Origin of the sequence: Desulfopila inferna (genome assembly GCF_016919005.1) — a bacterium.
Lineage (GTDB): Bacteria > Desulfobacterota > Desulfobulbia > Desulfobulbales > Desulfocapsaceae > Desulfopila_A > Desulfopila_A inferna.
Map to the genome: position 1 here is coordinate 631160 of NZ_JAFFQE010000002.1, position 18629 is coordinate 649788.

At 45.5% G+C, this 18629-nt stretch carries 15 protein-coding genes and 2 tRNA genes; 11 read left to right on the top strand and 6 right to left on the bottom strand.

Annotation, left to right across the window (positions count from 1 at the left end):
* The first annotated feature begins 8 nt into the window (after positions 1-8).
* Both gyrA and JWG88_RS06780 read left to right on the top strand, forming a co-directional pair.
* Positions 9-2486 (top strand): DNA gyrase subunit A, encoded by a 2478-nt coding sequence (gene gyrA / locus JWG88_RS06775; RefSeq protein ID WP_205232951.1) that lies wholly within the window; start codon positions 9-11, stop codon positions 2484-2486.
* Entirely contained in the window at positions 2464-3489 is a 1026-nt protein-coding gene (locus JWG88_RS06780; RefSeq protein ID WP_205232952.1) for an NAD(P)H-dependent glycerol-3-phosphate dehydrogenase, read from the top strand. Before gyrA ends, JWG88_RS06780 begins: the two co-directional genes overlap by 23 nt.
* 172 nt (positions 3490-3661) lie before the next feature.
* Here the strand turns inward: JWG88_RS06780 and JWG88_RS06785 are convergent, their stop codons facing one another.
* From JWG88_RS06785 to JWG88_RS06795, 3 genes are read right to left on the bottom strand one after another with little or no spacing between them, the layout of a single operon-like run.
* Entirely contained in the window at positions 3662-4336 is a 675-nt protein-coding gene (locus tag JWG88_RS06785) for an XTP/dITP diphosphatase (protein ID WP_205232953.1), read from the bottom strand.
* Positions 4337-4346: 10 nt separating this feature from the next.
* Complete coding sequence (locus JWG88_RS06790) at positions 4347-4916, bottom strand: epoxyqueuosine reductase QueH (protein ID WP_205232954.1); 570 nt, start codon at positions 4914-4916, stop codon at positions 4347-4349.
* Positions 4917-6470 (bottom strand): sigma-54 interaction domain-containing protein, encoded by a 1554-nt coding sequence (locus JWG88_RS06795; RefSeq protein WP_205232955.1) that lies wholly within the window; start codon positions 6468-6470, stop codon positions 4917-4919. It lies immediately after the preceding gene.
* A 320-nt stretch (positions 6471-6790) separates the two neighbouring features.
* Between JWG88_RS06795 and JWG88_RS06800 the strand changes: the two genes are divergently transcribed.
* Together JWG88_RS06800 and JWG88_RS06805 are read left to right on the top strand one after the other, a co-directional pair.
* A tRNA-Ser gene (locus tag JWG88_RS06800) sits at positions 6791-6876 on the top strand.
* Between the two features lie 7 nt (positions 6877-6883).
* Positions 6884-6976, top strand: a tRNA-Ser gene (locus tag JWG88_RS06805).
* Positions 6977-7219: 243 nt separating this feature from the next.
* Here JWG88_RS06805 and JWG88_RS06810 read toward each other — a convergent pair.
* The 3 genes from JWG88_RS06810 to JWG88_RS06820 are packed head-to-tail and all read right to left on the bottom strand — an operon-like array spanning position 7220 to position 9420.
* Positions 7220-7738, bottom strand: a complete 519-nt coding sequence (locus JWG88_RS06810; RefSeq protein WP_240194302.1) for an SH3 domain-containing protein — start codon at positions 7736-7738, stop codon at positions 7220-7222.
* A complete protein-coding gene (locus JWG88_RS21880) occupies positions 7725-8597 on the bottom strand; it encodes a ParB/RepB/Spo0J family partition protein (RefSeq protein ID WP_205232956.1) in 873 nt (290 codons plus the stop codon). The genes JWG88_RS06810 and JWG88_RS21880 overlap by 14 nt, the downstream gene beginning before the upstream one ends.
* A gap of 4 nt (positions 8598-8601) precedes the next feature.
* Positions 8602-9420, bottom strand: a complete 819-nt coding sequence (locus JWG88_RS06820; protein WP_337833109.1) for a ParA family protein — start codon at positions 9418-9420, stop codon at positions 8602-8604.
* A 183-nt stretch (positions 9421-9603) separates the two neighbouring features.
* Here JWG88_RS06820 and nadB point away from each other — a divergent pair, with 183 nt between their 5' ends.
* The 7 genes from nadB (at position 9604) to JWG88_RS06855 (ending at position 18614) form a co-directional block, all read left to right on the top strand.
* The gene (gene nadB, locus JWG88_RS06825) at positions 9604-11232 is read left to right on the top strand and encodes an L-aspartate oxidase (RefSeq protein WP_205232957.1); all 1629 of its coding nucleotides are present in this window, start codon (positions 9604-9606) and stop codon (positions 11230-11232) included.
* A 707-nt stretch (positions 11233-11939) separates the two neighbouring features.
* Positions 11940-12866 (top strand): glycine betaine ABC transporter substrate-binding protein OsmF, encoded by a 927-nt coding sequence (gene osmF, locus JWG88_RS06830; RefSeq protein WP_205232958.1) that lies wholly within the window; start codon positions 11940-11942, stop codon positions 12864-12866.
* A gap of 21 nt (positions 12867-12887) precedes the next feature.
* The gene (locus JWG88_RS06835; RefSeq protein WP_205232959.1) at positions 12888-14051 is read left to right on the top strand and encodes an ABC transporter permease; all 1164 of its coding nucleotides are present in this window, start codon (positions 12888-12890) and stop codon (positions 14049-14051) included.
* A complete protein-coding gene (locus tag JWG88_RS06840) occupies positions 14048-15148 on the top strand; it encodes an ATP-binding cassette domain-containing protein (RefSeq protein WP_205232960.1) in 1101 nt (366 codons plus the stop codon). Before JWG88_RS06835 ends, JWG88_RS06840 begins: the two co-directional genes overlap by 4 nt.
* A 268-nt stretch (positions 15149-15416) precedes the next feature.
* Entirely contained in the window at positions 15417-15980 is a 564-nt protein-coding gene (locus JWG88_RS06845) for an ABC transporter permease (protein ID WP_240194341.1), read from the top strand.
* Between the two features lie 195 nt (positions 15981-16175).
* On the top strand, positions 16176-17084 hold the full coding sequence (locus JWG88_RS06850) for an amidohydrolase family protein (RefSeq protein ID WP_205232962.1): 909 nt from the start codon (positions 16176-16178) through the stop codon (positions 17082-17084).
* Between the two features lie 180 nt (positions 17085-17264).
* A complete protein-coding gene (locus tag JWG88_RS06855; protein WP_205232963.1) occupies positions 17265-18614 on the top strand; it encodes a glutamate--cysteine ligase in 1350 nt (449 codons plus the stop codon).
* The last annotated feature ends 15 nt before the right edge of the window (positions 18615-18629 follow it).

The window sequence follows — 18629 nt, forward strand, 5'->3', positions numbered from 1 at the left end:
ACGTATTCATGACTAATGATATAGAAGCACCAAAAGAGAAATTCCCCGGAATCTCCATAGAAAAAGAATTAAAAAAATCGTATCTCGATTACGCCATGAGCGTAATTATCGGCAGGGCCCTGCCCGATGTACGCGATGGTCTCAAACCGGTACATAGAAGGGCTCTTTTCGCCATGAGAGAGCTGGGGGTATTCTACAATCGTCCTTATGTTAAATCGGCAAGAATTGTCGGTGATGTCATAGGTAAATATCATCCTCACGGAGATACCGCCGCCTATGACACCATTGTCAGAATGGCGCAGGATTTTTCCATGCGCTATCCTCTGGTGGATGGACAGGGCAACTTCGGTTCACTTGATGGCGATTCTCCCGCGGCCATGCGTTACACGGAAGCGAGAATGACCAGGATAGACAGAGAAATTGTAGATGATCTCGACAAGGAAACAGTCGATTTCGTCCCCAACTACGATAACTCCCTGAATGAACCAGCGGTTATGCCGAGCAAGATTCCAAATCTGCTTATTAATGGTTCTTCAGGAATTGCCGTGGGTATGGCAACCAATATTCCGCCGCATAACCTTACCGAGGTTATTAACGGACTTATTGAAATGATCGATGATCCCAATATAACTGTACATCAGCTTATATCAATTATTTCCGGACCTGATTTCCCTACCGGCGGCATAATCTGTGGCAGAGCCGGTATCCGGGAAGCCTATGAAACCGGGCGCGGTATTATTACTTTGCGGGCCTTGACGCATATTGAGAAATCAAAGGATGGCAGCAGAGAATCTATTATAATCACCGAAACTCCCTACCAGCAGAATAAAGCTCTTCTGGTTGAAAAGATAGCTCAACTGGTCAAGGACAAGAGAATCAGTTCCATCTCGGAAATTCGCGACGAATCCGACAGACAGGGAACCCGGGTTGTCCTTGATCTGAAAAGGGGCGAGGTTGCTGAAATAGTGGTCAACCAGCTCTATAAAATGACACCGCTGCAAAGATCATTCGGCATAATTTTTCTGGCTATTGTTAATAACAAACCTGAAATACTAAATATTAAACAAATACTCGAGTATTTCATTTTACATCGTAAGGTTGTCATCTACAGAAGGACTGCCTTTGAATTGAGAAAGGCCGAAGAAAAGGCGCATTTACTCGAAGGCTTGAATATTGCCATAAATAACCTCGATGAGGTTGTCGCCCTTATTAAAGGATCGAAAAATCCAGCTGAAGCCAAAACGGGGCTTATTTCCAGGTTTGATCTCTCTGAAATACAAGCTCAAAGCATCCTTGATATGAGGCTGCAGCGGCTCACGGGTCTTGAGCGGGATAAAATAGCCGAAGATTATAAGAATATCCTACAGGAGATTGATCACTTAAGAGCTATCCTCGCTGATGAGCACAAGGTTATGCAGATCATCAAGGATGAATTCACTGAGATCAGGGATACCTACGGTGATGAGCGCAGGACACAAATTATCGACGCTGTCGATGAACTACTGCCTGAAGATCTCATTGCCCCTGAGGATATGGCCGTAACCGTTACCCACACCGGCTATATTAAGCGGAACCCTCTCAGTCTTTACAGGTCTCAGAGAAGAGGTGGCAAAGGTATTAAGGGAGTCAACAATATTGAGGAAGATTTTGTTTCTGACCTCTATGTTGCTTCGACTCTGGATACCTTCCTCTTTTTTACCAACTATGGGAAGGTTTTCTGGAGAAAGGTTTACCAATTACCTCAGGCCGGCAGAACGGCCAGGGGAAAAGCTATAGTCAATCTGCTTGAGTTGGCGGAAGGAGAGAAGGTAGCCGCAATTCTACCGGTTTCAAGTTTCGATGATGATGATAAGAGTAAAAGTATCATGATGGTCACTAAGTTCGGCCGGGTGAAAAAAACCAGCCTTCATGAATTCAAGAAGCCATTGCGTAAGGGAAAAAGAGCATTGACCATCAATGACGGAGATGAGATCATCGCAGCCAGTATTCTTAATGGCGATGATACTGTCTTCCTTCTCTCCAAAAAGGGCATGTCCATCAGGTTTCATGAGTCAGACGTTAGAATTATGGGAAGAATGGCTGCAGGCGTTCGAGGAATACGTCTGCGAAATGATGATATCATTGTCGGCGCTCTGGTTATTACCTCCGATGAGGACTCCATACTCATAGTCACGGAAAATGGATATGGTAAAAGAACACCGGTATCTGAATACAGGCAACAAAAGAGAGGCGGAAGAGGTGTTTTCGGCATAAAACAAAGTGAAAGAAATGGTGATGTCGTCGGCGCTCAACAGGTTTTTGACAACGATGAGGTTATTCTTATAGCAGATTCCGGTAAGATGATCCGAATGGATCTTGGAAATCTCCGGCTGATCGGGAGAACTACTCAAGGTGTTAAACTTATCAACCTCGAGGAAGGCGAAAAAGTAGTGGCTATGGATACTGTTGCCTTTGTAGAAGAAGATGATATTATCGAAGAAGAATAGCACAATAACCGTTGTAGGCGCTGGCTCCTGGGGCACGGCTATTGCTGGAATTCTAAGCAGCAAGGGACATACTACCTTCCTGTGGGGCCACCGTCGGGAGCATATGGAAAAGCTAAAAGAAGAAGGGCAGAACAATAAGTATCTGCCCGGGTTCTTCTTTGGCAAAAATCTTATCCCGACCACCGACCTGAAAGAGGCGGTTGGGGAAAGCGAAATACTTTGCATGGTCGTAACTTCCCAGGTGTATAGATCGGTGTTTAAGGAAATTCTTCCGAATTTGCGAGATAACACTATCATTGTTTCTGCTGTAAAAGGTATAGAAAATACAACCCTTCTCACCATGACTCAGGTAATGGAGGAGGAATTGATCCATAACGGCAAAAAAGAGTCTGTTCAACTCGCTGTATTGTCCGGGCCATCTTTTGCCCGTGAAGTTGCAGATAACGTCCCTACGGCCGTGACAATTGGCTGCCGTAATATGTCGACGGCGAGGATGCTGCAGGATTTATTTGGAACAGATACCTTCCGTGTCTATGTAAGCACTGATGTCGTCGGCCTGGAGGTAAGCGCGGCCTTTAAAAATATAATAGCCATAGCAACGGGCATATGTGATGGGCTCGGTTACGGCATGAACACGCGCGCAGCCCTGATTACTCGCGGGCTTGCCGAAATAACACGGTATGGTATGCACATAGGTGCCGACCTCCAGACATTTTCCGGATTGAGCGGCATGGGCGATCTTATTCTGACCTGTACCGGGGATTTGAGCAGAAACAGGAGCGTTGGTGTGCAGTTGGGTCGGGGAAAAAAGCTTGAGCAAATACTCTCAGAAATGAACATGGTTGCCGAAGGTGTTAAAACAACACTCTCAGGCTACAAGCTTAGTCGAAAAAATGGTATCGAAATGCCGATACTAGAGCAGGTATATAAGATTCTTTACGAAAACAAAGATTGTTCAAAGGCCGTACAGGACCTGCTCTCCCGGGACATGAAGGCTGAATAATCGTAACCATTCAGAGGTAAGCGCTGGCTCCGGGCACACCCCATTTGCACCTGCACACGATCAGCCCGAAAAATATAGGCGCACTATGATTTTCCAGGCTGCTTATCTGGAGCGGCTGAACGGTTACCACTCAGGGTAAACTGCCGGTTTTTAACTTCTTGCTGCTAATAAACTATCGATCAGACCAGTCATTATCAAGAAATCTGCTATGGTCAGGTTTTTCTGGTTTTTCTTCCATGAGTCGTAATTCCAGCCATTTCATGACCTTGTCCGCTTCCGAACGAAATTCGGCAAGCGCCCTCCCCCTGTGACTGATGGAGTTTTTTTGTTCCGGTGATATTTCCGCAAAGGTTTTATCAAAATCAGCAACATGAAAGACAGGATCATATCCAAAACCATTGCTTCCGTGTTTTTCCGTAGTGATAGTACCGTAACATTTTCCTTCGTAGGTGAGGGCGGGCCCGGAAGGTACGGCTACCGAGAGAACGCAGTGGAAGTATGCACTTCTGTCGGCGACATTCTCCATTTCCCGCAAGAGTTTATCCACATTCTCCTCATCACTCGCGCCAGCGCCGGCATATCTTGCGGAATAAACACCCGGTTCGCCATTCAGCGCATTAACCACCAGACCTGAATCATCTGCTATAGCCGGAAGACCGAGAACGCGAGCGACATGATGTGCCTTTTTATACGCATTTTCATCAAAGGTGGCACCATCCTCTATGGCTTCAGGTATCGGTCCAAAATCCGAAAGAGATCGAATCTCTATTTTAAAATCATGCAAAATAGTCCTGAATTCCTTTATCTTATTTTCATTGTTAGTAGCCAGGACAATAATATTAACCATGGAGCCACCTCTATTTATTTGTGAATTTTCTTTTTTTTAGTTTTTTTTTCAGTCTGTTGTCATATCTTTCCTGCTCACTATAGATACAGCCGCAATAGGGCTGTCTATAAAGATCGTTTTGGATGGAAAGATCTATGCCCTGCTGCCATCCTTCCCGGAAATCATGGTAGACAAATGAAATATCATATTTTTTAGATAGCAGAGAACATTTGTCGCGAAGAAGGGAATGGTTTTGATAAACGCTGTATAGAAGAGTTGTGGAAAAGGAAGAATACTCGTTGTTTTTGGCAAATTTGACGGTTTCCTCAAGACGAATGTCGTAGCAGATAGCACATCGTTTCTCTTCATTAAAAACAACTTGGCGGGCAAAGGTGTTAAAGTCGTAATCCCGGTGGCAAATGAGAGAAATGTCACTTTTTACCGACAATTCAAGAAGAGAATCAAGTCTCCTTCTAAATTCCTTGTATGGGTGAATGTTGGGATTGTAAAAATAACTGGTTACTTCGAAGCCATCTTGTTGAAGGATATCAAGTGGATATAACAGGCATGGACCACAACATGTATGAAGAAGGAGTTTCATTTAAAGTTTGTATTTCTTAGGATCTATGCCATATTGGTGAATTTTATAATTAATAATGCGCAGACTGGTATCAAGATATTTTGCTGTTTTGGTCTGGTTACCGTTATGCTTTTTTAGACCTTCAATTATAAGATCTTTTTCAAATCTTTCCACTGAGGAAGCAAGAGAAAGAGGCTTATCCGAAATAGTTTCGCCAGCCACCTGGAGAGTTGGGGGAAGATGCACTCCTTTTATAGAATCGTCATCGCAGATTAATACCGCTCTTTCCATGCAGTTTTGCAGTTCGCGAACGTTTCCAGGCCAGTGATACTGGATAAGCATATCAATAGCGGAAGTAGAAATCCTACGTATGGTCTTGTTATTCTCTCGGGCATATTTTTCAAGAAAGTATTCTGCAAGCAGGAGAATATCGGTCCTTCTCTCCCTGAGTGGAGGCATATAGACCGGAAAAACGTTGAGTCGGTAATACAGATCTTCCCGAAAAAGTTTTTCAGACACCGCTTTCTCAAGATCCCGGTTAGTAGCAGCAACCAGACGAACATCACACTCGATGGATTTAGATGAGCCCAGACGCTGGAAGGTTCTTTCCTGTACAACATTGAGCAGTTTAACTTGGACCGAATGGCTTATTTCTCCTATTTCATCAAGAAAGAGAGTCCCGCCCTCAGCTTTTTCAAATCTCCCTGTTTTACGCTCGTTTGCTCCGGTAAATGCACCCTTTTCATGCCCAAAAAGCTCGCTTTCGAGAAGTGTTTCAGGTAGAGCTGAACAGTTAACAGCGACAAATGGCTTATCTTTTCGTTTGCTGTTATAATGAAGAGCCTTAGCCACCAGCGTTTTTCCCGTACCGGATTCCCCCCTGAGGAGGACGGTAGCGTTTGAGTCTACTACCCGATGAACCATTTCATAGACATCCTGCATTCTGCTGGAGTTGCCTATAATATCGTTAATTTTGTTCTTTTCCGACAATTCTCTTTTGAGTTTAAGGTTTTCTATACGGAGATGTTCCTGTTCACGGTTGACAATCTGAATTCGTCGGGTGGTTTGGGCAATAAGGCTACTCAGAACAGTGAGAAATTGAAGATCTTTGTTGGCTTGATCGTCAATACCCTTTTCATATACACGATCAACTGAAAGAGTTCCAATTACCCGCTTACCATCCTTAATGGGGACACAGAGAAACGACCTCTTTTGATTCTTTATATCTCCGCGTGATCTGGTTCTGTTGAGAAATAACGGTTCTTCCGCTATATGGGGAACGATGATTGATTCACCGGTGGCAACAACCCTTCCCGTTATACCCTCACCTATCTTATATTTGCCGCGCCGTTTCCCTTCAGCCGGTATTCCGTAGGCTACCTCTATTTCGAGTTTACCGGTAACCGGGTTGATAATTGAGACGGTTCCGTTTTCCATTTCTTTGGAAAAAGAGAGAATTTCCATTGATTTGTGTAAGCACTCGGAAATACTCCCGGACGAGGCAAGTTCCTTTGTTATATCATAGAGGCAGGTAAGGTCTTGAAGTTCGGCTTCGACATCTATTGTTCTATTCATTACACACCACGTTCCTGTTTGATGAACTCGTAAAAGAGACCAGCATCGTTGTTGATCCGAAATACGTCCTGCCAAATCCCGATCAGAACTACACCGAGCTTTTCTTGAGGTCTGAATTGACCACAGAGCCCATCTCGGCAAATTCGACCACATTTTACGAGATCAAAATAAATAACAACCTCAAAGTAAAATAACATTTTTCAAAAAAACATACACAAAACATTACAATATTGTATACAATTGATAAAAAACATATTTATCTTCTCTGTGTTTATTGACAACAGGACTGAGAGGTGTTACAAAAACTGAGTCGAAAGACCGGAGGGATGGCCGAGTGGTTTAAGGCGGCGGTCTTGAAAACCGTTGTACGAAAGTACCGTGGGTTCGAATCCTACTCCCTCCGCCACCTGAATGGAGAGATGACCGAGTTGGCTGATGGTGCTCGCCTGCTAAGCGAGTGTGGGGGTAACACTCCACCGAGGGTTCGAATCCCTCTCTCTCCGCCATCATTTACGATAAAGAAGCAGTCGTAAGCCGCAAGAGACCCCATTTATTTAAAACTAGCGCGCTATCGCGTGCGGGAATGGCTTTTTATTATCAATTCAACCACTCCTTTAGGTTTAGCTCGAGTGCATCACTCTGAAGTGAAACAGTGGCGGTGATAAGGCAATGGAACTGTAATTCTCTCGCTAAATTCTTATTGCCTCTAATAAACACATATTGAAACTGTCAATCTAGAAAGGGGGATATTAAAATCCCCAGATGAGGGTGCGTTTTATCCACCCAACAAGGCCGGTTTCATGTTTTACCTTGACCCAACCATCACGTTGCTCAACCGTTTCAAAAACAACACCATAATACGCTTTTCCAACGATCTTATAGTTGACGCCAGGTCCACTCCGTATGTTTATTTTACTGTTCTTGTCCTTATTCATCTTGACGATCATATGGCCCTTATCAACCAGCAGAGGCCTGTATATCCAGCCACTGTCATCTTCAAAGTCACTGACCTTTACCCAATCTCCCTCTTTGGAAATTACCTTTAATGGAAAACCTTTGCCGTATTCCCACCTAACATCATAATTAGTGCCCGGACCTGAACGAAGGTTGACCGAATCTCCATCCACACTCAACATTTCAGCAAAGGATGGGGCACAGGAAAAAAGGGAAAAAACGAGAAAGAGGACGAGTTGATAGTATAATTTTTTCTGTAACATAAGAATCTTGTAAATAGGTTTTAAAAATTCACGGTTTTTACTCTTTGACAACTAAACCTATCACTCTCTCGAGATCATCGAGTGAGTAATATTCGATTTCTATCTTACCTCGCGAACCATTTTGAAGAATAGTTACCTTCGAGTGAAGTTTGTTAGTTAACTGGTTAGTGAGAGTGGAGCAGTAGGAATCGGGGATTTCCTGGCGGTCTTCGCTCTTCTTTAATGTTTGTGTAGCCGGCTTATGCAAATACTTACGTACAAGCATTTCCGTTTGTCGTACAGAGAGTTTCTTGGAAAGAACCTGATCCCGTATCTCCTTAATGGCAGCAATATTATCCGCCAGACGAAGGAGGGAACGCGCGTGACCCTCAGAAAGATTTCCTTCGATTAAATCTTGTTTAATAAAATCAGGAAGGTTTAATAATCTTAATATGTTAGCTACTGAAGATCTACTTTTTCCCAGTTTTACCGAGGCTTCTTCCTGTGTGTAATTAAACTTGCTGATGAGGCTATGGTACGCTTCAGCCTCTTCAATAGGATTGAGGTCGGTTCGTTGGATGTTTTCGATAAGTGCGAGTTCAAGAAGTGTGTTCTCATCGGCAACGTCTTTGACGATAACCGGAACAGTTGGCATGCCCAGCATCTTTGATGCCCGGAATCTTCGCTCTCCGGCTATGAGTTCATAGGTACCACCTTTTTTCGGATTTCGGCGTACAACAAGCGGCTGTAAAATTCCATGTTCTTTTATTGAGTCAGCTAGTTCCGCTAAATCCTGTTCGCCAAAGTGGTTCCGAGGTTGGTGTTTGTTAGCGGTAATATTTTCAACATTGCACTCAAAATAGAGCTCTTCCTCACTATCATCACCAAAGAGAACACCCACGCCTTGGCCGAGTCCTTTGTTCTTTGTCACAGTATTACCCCTGTTTTCTTAGAAATTCATTGGCTAATTGATTATAGGCCTGGGCTCCAGTCGATTGATTATCATACTCGATAATTGTTTGACCGTGACTGGGGCACTCACTCAAACGGACATTGCGCGGAATAACGGTCGAATAAACTTGTTTTTGGAAGTGCTCTGTTATCTTGTCGGCTACCTGGAAGGTCAGTTTGTTTCTTTTGTCATACATTGTCAACAGTAAACCCTCGATAAAGAGGTTTTTGTTATAGCTTTTTTTAACAGAGCGTATTGTGGAAACGAGTTGGGCTAGGCCTTCCATAGCGAAATATTCACACTGTAGGGGAATCAGAACAGAATCAGAGGCTGTAAGTGCGTTTACAGTGAGTAAGCCCAGGGAGGGAGGACAATCTATAAAAATGAAATCAAAACTTCCCCGAAGCTCCTCAAGAATTCCCTTTAAAACACGCTCACGGCCAGGGGCTGCGACAAGCTCAATTTCAGTAGCCACCAAATCAATGCTTGAAGGAACAACTTTCAGGTTTTTGACTCCAGTACCACAGAGAATGTCGGCAATGGGTGTATCCCCGGTATAGGCATGGTAAAGATGTTTCTTCCTGCTTTGGACGCTGAGGCCGACACCGCTCGATGCGTTCCCCTGAGGGTCTGAGTCGACAATCAGTACCTTTTTACGTTTACCGGCGAGGGCAGCTGCCAGATTGACAGACGATGTGGTTTTGCCTACCCCGCCTTTTTGGTTAGCAACAGCAATGATTTTACCCAACGTGTTCGGCATAATATTCTCCTTCTCCTGATTGATGCTCTCTTTGTAATACATTGAAGTCTTCCTAACAAGATAAAATCCAATAAATCCACTTAATTTCGCCTTGCTTCACCTATGTTTATGCAAATTGCATAATTGTCTTGCCTTTTTTTGAGCAACACTTTACCAAGGTGTAAGCTGGCCATTCTTTGAATGGCTTCACTGTACGTTTGTTTCACGTGAAACAATGAGGATAATATGGAAACTGATTTCTTGATAATAGGTTCTGGAATTGCCGGGTTATCTTTTGCACTACGGGTTTCCGGGTTAGGTAAGGTTGTTTTGATTACAAAAAAGGAGAGGGTTGATTCAGCCACAAACTTAGCCCAGGGTGGTATTGCGGCAGTACTCTCTAGAGAGGATAAAAACGAGTATCATGTCCATGACACACTGGTCAGTGGTGCCGGTTTGTGTGATATCCAGGTTGTGAAAATGGTAGTTGAGTGCGGAGCGCAACGCATTCGGGATTTGATCGATCTAGGTGTCCATTTTGTCAGAGAAGAAGGAGGTGGTGGGGACCTTGATCTGGGAAGGGAGGGAGGACATTCTCAGAGAAGAGTAGCCCACGCCTATGATTTAACAGGAAGAGAAATAGAACGCGCTTTGTTGGAGGCTGTTAAAAAAAATCCAAATATTGAAGTATATGAAAACTTTACAGCCATAGATTTGTTGATTAGCGGTAAAAATACCACCAATGAACGTTGCATTGGCGCATATGTGCTCGAGGAAGATGGTAAGGTGGTTCCATATAGAGCCAGATGGACAACACTGTGCACTGGAGGCTGTGGAAAGGTGTATTTGTATACCAGTAATCCGGATATTTCTACGGGTGATGGTATCGCCATGGCCTTTCGAGCTGGTGCAAAGGTTACAAATATGGAGTTTGTTCAATTTCATCCTACATGTCTATACCACCCGAGTGCAAAAAACTTTTTGATTTCGGAGGCGGTGAGAGGGGAAGGGGGAGTTTTGGTCGATGTTGACGGTAACAGATTCATGCACAAATATGATCAACGTGGTGAGCTTGCTACACGAGATACCGTTGCACGTGCAATCGATAAGGAGATGAAGGAAAGAGGTTTGGATTGTGTCTACCTCGATATACGCTCCAAGGGTGAGGACTTCTTACATAAACGATTCCCGACAATTTATGAAAGGTGCCGTGACCTCGGTATAAATATCGCCAAACAGCCAATACCCGTAGTTCCCGCCGCACACTATATGTGCGGAGGGGTTCTTGTTGATACTCACGGCAGAAGTAGTGTCGACGGTCTCATGGTGCTCGGAGAATCGGCCAATACCGGGTTGCATGGTGGCAATAGGCTCGCCAGTAATTCTTTATTGGAGGCAGTTGTCTACGCAGAAAAAAGTTATCAGTTTTGTAGAGACAACAGAGAATATATATTCAGTAGGGAGTTGCCCACTGTTGACGAATGGTCCGCTGGAGAAGCTATAGATCTTGATGAAGAGATCCTGATAAACCACAATTGGGATGTTTTACGTAGAACGATGTGGAATTATGTTGGCATTGTGCGCACTACGAAAAGATTGCTGCTGGCTAAACAGCGAATGAGTGAAATTCTGCAAGAGGTAGAGCAGCACTATAGAGATTATTATATCAGCGCCAGCATGATAGAACTTCGAAATATAAGCTTAGTAGCAATGATGATAATAGAGGCCGCTTTGCAGAGAAAAGAGTCAAGAGGGTTACATTTCGTAACGGATTATCCGGACACTCGTGACGATTACCTTTGTTGGAATATCTTTGCGAGAGGACAGACAAATGCGGAGTGGGCGGTTCGATTAGTAGATAAACGCGCCCTATAAAGACAAATGCATTTTACCAGTATCAATGAACAAGTAGCAGGAATATTGTCTCTGTCACAATCGGTTTGGCAGTTCAAAAAAAAGGGTTCTTACTCCAGGGAAGAGAGAACCCTTTTATCATTCATGTAGGGCTGAGGCTGTATGTGATGTTTTCGGAAAAATAAACGTTGCCACATTTACCTGATCCGGCTTTTTGGTGTGTATATCTATACATATCAAGTAGTTAAGGTTTTAGGAGGGGGGTGTTGGTTGGTAGTCTTCGGTCTCTCAGTTCTGCTGTTTCAGAATAAATAATCAGGATGTATCTCCATCCGTCTTTTTCTTTATGCGTTTTTCGTGATATCATTTTGATAAGTGGTTTTGATGGTTGTCCATTATGAAGCCGCTGTCTGCTGCCATCCTTGGTGATTATTCTCTGAAGGCCATATTATCCTGGTGATCCTACTGAATATGCAGAATATTTCAGACATGACATCAAGAGGCCTTTTTCGTTGGTACAGCGAAATAACCCAACCTATCTTTACGAAATGCATCTAAACTGAAAAGTGGCGTAGTGAATATATTCTCCGTTTTTTAATACTTCTGGTTTCTGAGTAGTAAAGCGCTAATCCAGTTGAAATGGATAAGAACTTCAAGACAGATTTATTTCGTGCAAAGAAAACTGCAAAATCAGGGTCTTTGACCCAGGAATCGCAAAGGAGGACGATATGTTCAGAAATATACTGGCGCTGGCCAGAATCATTTGTGTTGTGATGGTGGTCATTATTCCGATGGGACATGCAGCAGAGAGAGGAAAGATTACCGTTGGTTCAAAAATAGATACCGAAGGCGCTCTTTTGGGCCAGATGATTGTTCTGGTGCTGGAAAATAATGATTTCGCCATTGAAGACCGGACCGAGTTTGGTCCGACACCAATTGTCAGGAAAGCAATCATATCCGGCGAAATAGATATCTATCCTGAGTATACAGGCAATGGGGCGTTCTTTTTCAGTGAGGAGGACCCGTCATTGTGGAAAGATCATAAAAAGGCGTATGCGAAGGTAAAAGAGCTTGATCTACAGGAGAATGGATTGGTGTGGCTTACACCGTCACCTGCTAACAATACCTGGGCGTTGGCTGTACGGGGGGGATTGGCTGAACAGGAAGAGCTTGACTCACTGGAGGATTTCTCGAAATATGTGAGTGGTGGGGGCACTATAAAACTCGCGGCCTGTGAGGAGTTTGTAACTCGTGAAGATGCCCTTCCCTCCTTTGAGAAAGCCTATGGTTTTAAGATCAGGAATGATCAGATGATTGTCTTTTCGGGGTGCAATACCGCACAAACAGAGAAAGCCGCTGCACAGGGAACCAGCGGCGTCAATACCGCCATGGCCTTTGGCACGGATGGTGCTCTTGCTGCCCTGGGACTAAAACTGCTTGATGATACCAAGGGGGTGCAGCCGGTTTATGCCCCGGCGCCGGTAGTACGCCGGGAGGTGTTGGATCAATATCCGGATATCGAGAACTTATTGACACCGGTTTTTGAATCTCTTGATCAAGAGACGTTGCAGGAGCTAAACTCACGTATAGCCATCGGCGGCGAGGGTGCCAAGTCGGTTGCCGGCAGCTACCTCAAAAAACAGGGACTTCTGTAGTCTTTTACTATGGAGAAGGCCTTGACGCAACAAAGTGTCTCTAAGGTTGGGCTCATCGGAGTTCTGATCATCCTTGTGGCAGCTCTGCTAGGTGATTTTGCAATTCTCCGCCCAAATAGGTTGGTGCCCGGAGAGCCTTTGTCAGTATTTGAAGCACTCACTGTCTGGCAATATAGTGCCTTTGCAATATTTCTTGGAATGTTGGCATACATCTCCTGGAAGCCGGGGAAATGGTTGCTGCGATTGGCAATTGTTATCATACCGCTGATGTTTATGGCTTTGTTATGGTCACAGGGCATGGTGGCCAGAGACCTCGCCCAACAAGGGGGACCATTTACACGGGTTTCCGTGGGTTCAACGCTGTGGGTGGCTCTTTTAGGTCTTTTTCTTATCTTTACAGACATGATCCAAAGGATCAGGCCTGGAGCCTGGACCAAATTAATTCTGATTATTCTTCTCAGCGGAGGCATATCCTTACTGGCAATTGCAGGTGTCCTTGATGAGCTCTCGATTGTACAAGAATTTAGAAGCCGAAGTGATCGTTTTTTCATGGAATTTAAAGCCCATTTGCTTATCACCGGTTTTTCGGTCGGCACCTCTGCGATACTTGGTCTGCCTCTCGGTATCATCGCTTTTAGGTATGCAAAGTTCAAAGATGGTGTCTTTTCGGTACTCAACATCGTCCAGACCATACCGAGCCTGGCTCTTTTCGGACTGCTGATCGCTCCTTTATCATATATTTCGAACGAGATGCCCCTGCTAAGAAGTTGGGGAGTACGCGGCATTGGTTGGGCTCCTGCGGTTATAGCGCTAACCCTCTATGCGCTTCTGCCGATAGTACGAAACACCTTTTCCGGTTTTGCAACGGTTGACAGGGATATCATTGAAGCGGGGCGCGGCATGGGGATGGGGCGAGTGCAGATGTTCTTCAAAGTAGAGCTTCCCATAGCTGCTCCGATAATTCTCAATGGCTTACGTGTTGCCAGCGTACAGAACATCGGTAACACAGCGGTTGCAGCTCTTATAGGAGCAGGTGGTTTCGGTGTTTTTATTTTTCAGGGTCTTGGCCAGTCTGCCATAGATTTGGTGCTGCTCGGAGCTGTGCCCACAATTCTACTGGCGGTTCTGGTGGATTATCTCTATCAAGGCGTTATTACCTTTATAACGCCTGAGGGGGTGTCATGATCACGCTAGACAATGTTTCAAAGCGATACGATAATTTTTATGCGGTAAGAGATCTGAGTTTTTCCGTTGAAGAGGGTGAACTATGCTGTCTGATAGGCCCTTCCGGCTGTGGTAAAAGTACGGCCTTGAAGATGATCAACAGGATGGTCGAACCAAGCAACGGTGCAATTACAATAAAAGGTAGAGATATTCGGAAGGTACCCGCCGAAAAACTACGCCGAAATATAGGCTATGTGATCCAAAGCATAGGATTGTTTCCCCATATGACCGTCATGGAGAACATTCTGGTCGTTCCAAGACTTTTGAAGTGGGGGGAATCGCAATGTGCCAGGCGGGGAAATGATCTTCTGGAACTTCTGGAACTGGATCCTCGTGAGTATGCCGGTAAATACCCGGCTGAATTATCGGGAGGCCAGGCCCAACGGATCGGAGTTGCCAGAGCGCTTGCCGCAGACCCTGAAATACTGTTGATGGACGAACCTTTTGGAGCCCTTGACCCTATAAACCGTGAGCACCTGCAGAACCAGTTTCTCACAATTCAGAAAGAACTCCGAAAGACCATAGTCTTCGTGACTCATGATATTGATGAGGCCGTCCGCCTTGGAACAAAGGTGGCATTGCTCAGAGAGGGAAGGCTGGTTCAATACGCACCTCCCGAACAAATCCTGTCTTCACCGGTGAATACGTTCGTCAAAAAGTTCGTTGGTCTGGACAGAGCGCTGAAACGGCTCTCCCGTTTCTCTACCGGGGATTTTATACATCCGGCACATTCAGTGACGCGGCAGGTTAAACCGGAAGCCCTGGTGGCCCAATTCAGGCATATGGAAGAGAATCAGTGTGCCCGTTATCTTTGGGTCACGGAGGAGGATGGCCGTCTGGTTGGCTGGATTGACGGATATAAGCGTACAGGCTATTCCTTCAAAATAGAGGATGATCTGGTGGAGGTTGATCTCTCCGAGGTTTCGGTGCGTGGCAACTACAGTCTGAAACAGACACTGTCAATGTTCGTCCAGCAGGGGGTAGTGTGCCTGCCGGTAGTGGATGAACAGTATAAACTTCAGGGCGAGATCAGATTGGTCGATGTTCTTGAATCCTGAGGAATATTTGAAAAAATGATCCAGGTTTATCCGCAGTCCATCAGGGCAACTTTGATGGCTTTTTGGTAAAATCATCCTGAATACTCGGATAAAAATGCAGAAACCATACTATCATAGTCTGCTGCTGGTATCCGCTCTCCTGTTGTTTATTCTATTAAACTCCTGGACTGGGGTATGGGAATGGTTACTGTCATCTCTATATCCCGGTCTCTCTGAGTATCTTTACCCTCGGGTCAGTTTATGGCGTCTGAGTTGGGAACATCTGGTGATGGTCGCAATTTCCAGTATCTTTTCTATAGTGATTGGGGTTGGACTGGGTGCGCTGGTTACCAGAAGCTATGGCCGTGATTTTCTGCAGGGCCTCAATGGTCTCGTTTCGATAGGGCAGACCTTTCCGCCGGTGGCGGTACTGGCGCTTGCCGTTCCAGTACTGGGTTTTGGGGTCAAACCCACAATCGTTGCACTTTTCCTTTATGGTCTATTGCCGATTGTCCGCAATACCATCAGTGGCCTGGAAGCGGTCAGCCCGGCTGTCCGTGAAGCTGCTATCGGCATGGGGATGAGCGAACAGCAGGCCCTGTGGCGGGTGGAGATGCCATTGTCATTTCCGGTGATCATGGCTGGCATCAAGACCTCGGTGATTATAAACATAGGTACGGCAACCATCGGCGCGACCATTGGCGCCGGAGGATTGGGGGCGCCGATCATCACGGGACTGGCCTCGGATAACCCGGCGTTTATCCTTCAAGGTTCAGTTATTGCGGCATTGTTCGCCATCGTTGCCGATAGGATTATGGAGCTCCTCGAGCATACCTTCAGTGTTAGGGCGTGATCCGCTAAAAAATATCTTCTTCATCATCTTAAGCCTACGATTCCCCATTAAAAAACATGGAAAAGCCGGCTCTGTTAGGATAGTCTATGACGACAGGTTATAGAGAGCTGATATTGAAGCAGGCTTCCTGAAAGAGCCTGACTAAGGGTTAGTTTACATTAATTACCAGAGTAAACAGGATTAAATTCGTGCAAAATGCTACAGCCCAACATGCCGATAATCAATGATCAGGAGGGTTCAGAGGTCGCTGCGGACCTTCCCGCTATTGTCGATGCTCATGTACATATTTTCCCCGATACGATTTTTTCGGCAATCTGGAAGTGGTTTGATGAGAATGCCTGGAAAATCAGGTATAGACTGAATTCCCCCCAAATCTTCGATTATCTGCTGTCCAGGGGAGTACACCATATCATTGCTCTTCAGTATGCCCACAAGCCTGGTATAGCGCGTCAGTTAAACAGCTATATGTCTGAGCAATGTAGAGCCTATGTCGACAGGGTCACCGGTATGGCCACTGTATATCCCGGCGAAAAAGATGCCGGCAGAGTTTTACAGGAAGCCTTCGATATCGGCCTCGGTGGACTAAAACTCCACGCTCATGTCCAATGTTTTGAGGTAAACTCCGATCAGATGTATATTCTGTATGAGTGCTGCAGTACCAATAGAAAACCACTCATAATGCATATAGGCAGAGAACCGAAAAGCACGGCCTATAATTGCGACCCCTATCAGCTCTGCCGTGCCGAAGGACTTGAACGGGTATTAAAGGATTTTCCAGAGCTGAGAATCTGTGTGCCTCATCTGGGTTTTGATGAAGTGGCGGAGTATAAACGCTTAATTGAAAAATTCGACAACCTCTGGCTTGATACCACTATGGTTATCAACGATTATTTTCCGATCAAGGAAAAGATCGAACTAGGCCGTTATCGACCAGAGAGGATAATGTATGGATCTGATTTCCCCAATATACCTTATGCCTGGGACAGAGAGCTCAAGGTTTTACAGGAAACCGATATTACAGCCGATGCTCTGGAAAAAATTACCTGGAGGAATGCCGTTGAGTTTTTCGATCTCAAGGAGTCGCTCTTTTACGAAAATCTATAATAACAAGTACATCAGATCATCGACCACGATCAACCATAGGCACCCGTAGCTGTTTTTCCCTTAACTTTGAGGAACACAATGAACGTGTAGCAGCATGATCTAATAAATTGAAGAAAATGTTTTACAGGCCGCGCCCTGGTAACCATTGATTGTATTCGCCAACATTTAGGTAAAAACATTATGGCAATGATAACTATAAAAAACGAATCCGAACTGGTCGAGTACCTGGAAGCCGGTTCAAAACTGCCCAAAAACTGGCGAATCGGCACCGAATATGAGAAATTCAGCTACCGTATGGACGATCTTTCACCCCTGAAATATGATGGTGATCCCGGTATTGCCGTAATTTTAAAGGCCCTTTGCCATAAATTCGGCTGGGAACCGGTTGAGGAGAATGGCAATATCATCTCCTTGAGCGGCAAAGGTGGTTCGATAACCCTGGAGCCCGGAGGACAGCTGGAGCTTTCCGGAGAGGCCCTGGAAAACCTTCATCAGACCTGCAGTGAGGTACATACCCATCTGCATCAGATCAAGAGCGTGGCCAGACCTTTAGGTGTCGGTTTTCTGGGAATGGGCTTTACTCCGTTATGGCGTCGTGAGGAAATGCCCTGGATGCCAAAGGATCGTTACCGGATCATGCGGAAATATATGCCGCGTGTGGGCAATCTCGGTCTGGACATGATGGTTCGCACTGCAACTGTACAGGTCAATCTTGATTTCAGCGACGAAGCAGACATGATCAAGAAATTTCGCGTTTCTCTGGCTCTTCAGCCGCTGGCAACGGCGCTGTTCGCCAACTCTCCCTTCAGCGAGGGTAAACCGAATGGTTATTTGAGCTATCGCTCCGTTATCTGGCGCGATACCGATCCGGCAAGATGCGGCATGCTGCCCTTTGTTTTTGAGGATGGCATGGGTTTTGAGCGATATGTCGACTACATGCTCGATGTGCCGATGTACTTTGTGCGCCGCCATGGACATTTTATCGATGCAGCCGGTCAGTCTTTTCGTGATTTTCTTGCAGGCAGACTACCTGCTCTCCCAGGGGAACTTCCGACTATAGCCGATTGGGAAGACCATTTGACCACGGCATTTCCCGAGGTCCGCATGAAGCGCTTTCTGGAGATGCGCGGGGCCGATGCCGGATCCTGGAACAGTTTATGTGCACTGCCTGCTTTTTGGGTGGGGGTCCTCTATGACCGGGATTGCCTTGATGCCGCCTGGGACCTGGTTGCCGACTGGAATGCAGGAGAGCGCGAGCAGCTTCGCGCCGAAGCGCCGCGTTACGGTTTGAAAACCAGGACACCGGCGGGAACCTTGCAGGACCTGGCGGAGCGGGTGATGAATATTGCTGAAACCGGCTTAAAAAAGCGTGCCCGCATCAATAGTGCAGGGCGTGATGAGTCCATCTATTTAAGTAATCTATGGGAAATTGTGAAAAGCGGCGAGACGCCTGCAGAGCAGAAACTCAATTTATATTATCATGACTGGAAAAACAGCGTCAGGCCGGTATTTAACGATTTCGCCTATTGATTGATGAGGAGAGTG

Bases quoted from the DNA above. Each gene is read 5' to 3' on its own strand.
- gyrA (WP_205232951.1), top strand. From the start codon at position 9: ATGACTAATGATATAGAAGCACCAAAAGAGAAATTCCCCGGAATCTCC.
- JWG88_RS06780 (WP_205232952.1), top strand. From the start codon at position 2,464: ATGATATTATCGAAGAAGAATAGCACAATAACCGTTGTAGGCGCTGGC.
- JWG88_RS06785 (WP_205232953.1), bottom strand. From the start codon at position 4,336: ATGGTTAATATTATTGTCCTGGCTACTAACAATGAAAATAAGATAAAG.
- JWG88_RS06790 (WP_205232954.1), bottom strand. From the start codon at position 4,916: ATGAAACTCCTTCTTCATACATGTTGTGGTCCATGCCTGTTATATCCA.
- JWG88_RS06795 (WP_205232955.1), bottom strand. From the start codon at position 6,470: ATGAATAGAACAATAGATGTCGAAGCCGAACTTCAAGACCTTACCTGC.
- JWG88_RS06820 (WP_337833109.1), bottom strand. From the start codon at position 9,420: ATGTATTACAAAGAGAGCATCAATCAGGAGAAGGAGAATATTATGCCG.
- nadB (WP_205232957.1), top strand. From the start codon at position 9,604: ATGGAAACTGATTTCTTGATAATAGGTTCTGGAATTGCCGGGTTATCT.
- osmF (WP_205232958.1), top strand. From the start codon at position 11,940: ATGTTCAGAAATATACTGGCGCTGGCCAGAATCATTTGTGTTGTGATG.
- JWG88_RS06840 (WP_205232960.1), top strand. From the start codon at position 14,048: ATGATCACGCTAGACAATGTTTCAAAGCGATACGATAATTTTTATGCG.
- JWG88_RS06845 (WP_240194341.1), top strand. From the start codon at position 15,417: ATGGTCGCAATTTCCAGTATCTTTTCTATAGTGATTGGGGTTGGACTG.
- JWG88_RS06850 (WP_205232962.1), top strand. From the start codon at position 16,176: ATGCTACAGCCCAACATGCCGATAATCAATGATCAGGAGGGTTCAGAG.
- JWG88_RS06855 (WP_205232963.1), top strand. From the start codon at position 17,265: ATGGCAATGATAACTATAAAAAACGAATCCGAACTGGTCGAGTACCTG.